Annotated in this window: 1 protein-coding gene and 1 pseudogene; both read right to left on the bottom strand. The window is 72.7% G+C overall.

Translation table 11 applies throughout. The features are described 5' to 3' along the window. Positions 1-773, bottom strand: a pseudogene (locus ACFTZL_RS44760) (hypothetical protein); the annotation flags it as partial. 68 nt (positions 774-841) lie between these two features. Further along, a partial coding sequence (locus ACFTZL_RS44755) for a hypothetical protein (protein ID WP_382596346.1) occupies positions 842-1,598 on the bottom strand: 757 nt, incomplete at its 5' end.

Raw genomic sequence — 1,598 nt, 5'->3', positions numbered from 1 at the left:
GCACGCAGCAGCAGATCGGTGAAGTCTGCGTCCTTCTTGACCGCGAAGAGGCCGGCGGCCTCGCCTTCGTCGGCGTTCATCTCCCGCTGGTAGCGGAAGAGTTCCGGGTCGAGGCCGAGATCGCCCAGGTGCTCGATCCAGCGGTCGTGGATCTCCTCCCAGTGCACTTCCAGGTGCGGGTAGGTCTTGCCCGCCTCCGTGAGGGCGTCGCGGAAGCCCTTCATGGTGCGACGCCGGCCGCGCGCGCCGGACTGGCCCTCGACCGGGGCCCGTACGGCGGTGGACTCGGCCACCGGGAGGTTGTCGAGGCTCAGTCCGGGCCCGGGGCGGAAGGAGTACCAGGCCTCGGCGAACTTCCGCGGGTCGTTGGAGACCTGCCGCCCGCGCCACTCGCTGACCTTGCCGACGACGACGCACTCGCCGGTCAGCACGTGCTGCCATTCCAGCGCGACGTGTCCGCAGTCGTCGGCGAGCAGGAACTTGCGCAGCACACCGGAACTGGCGCCGCCCAGCGTGTTCCGGTGGCCCGGCAGCATCACCGAGAAGATCAGCTTGAGCAGCACCGACTTGCCGCCGCCGTTCTCCAGGAAGAGCACACCCGCGGGCGCGGGCCGGCGCGGCGGGCCGACGGGCTCCTCCTCGAAGAACTCCGCCTGCGTGGGCGCGGGGTCGGGCACGGCCTCGCCCACACCGCGCAGGTCAAGCACGGTGTCGGCGTAGCGCGCACCGGCGGGCCCGATGGAGTAGAGGCGGACCCGGGACAGCTCGTACATGGCGGACTCTCGTAAGTCTTCGGCAGGTCGGGGAAGTTCGGCAGGGCGGTTCAGCAGGGGGCGGAGGCTCAGGACGAGTGGAAGGGCAGACCCGCGTCGGCCACCAGCTCCAGGTCCTCGCTCTCCTCGGCGGGCAGCAGCGTCGGTGTGCCGTCGGTGACCGGGACGACGCCCAGCTCCAGCAGCTCGGCCATCGCGGCGCTGCCCGCCATGTCGCGCACCTGGAGCTGGTAGCGGGCGGTGGTGCGGTACGTGCCGCCGTTGTCATCGCCGGTGCGCTGGAGGAAGCCGGATTCGGTGAGGAAGGCGACGGCCTTGGCGACGATGCCGGTGGTCGAACCGGCGAGCCGGCGGGCGTCCTTGGTGGCACCGGTAGCGCTGCGCCGCACCCAGATCCGCCAGGCGGCCTCCAGGCCCGGCGTGTCGGTGGCCGGGTCGGTGTTCTCGCCCTGCTCGGCGGCGCGCTCCTCCAGGCGGCGGCAGGCCTGGCGCACGAAGGCGTCGACGCCGTTGACCGTGACCCGGCCGATGTAGCCGTCGTCGGCGAGGTCCTCGGGGCGCGGGAACGCCATGGCGGCGACGGCGAGATGGGCGAGTCCGTGCAGGAACCGGTCGCCGCCGTCGGCGGACGTACGACGCGCGTAGTCGCCCATGCGCACGGCGAACACCGAGTCCTCGGCAGCGGTCACGGCCATGCCCGCGCGCGGGGACACCTCCAGCACGATGAGCCCCAGACCGGTGGCCACGGCGTCGGCGAGCCGCGCGAACGGCGGGTCCTCGCGGTACCGCCGCAGCAGGTCCGCGTACTCCTGGTCGCGGGCGGGC

This window comes from Streptomyces sp. NPDC056948, from assembly GCF_042674225.1.
Taxonomy (GTDB): Bacteria; Actinomycetota; Actinomycetes; order Streptomycetales; family Streptomycetaceae; genus Streptomyces; species Streptomyces purpurascens.
This window is presented reverse-complemented; position numbering and strand designations above follow the sequence as displayed.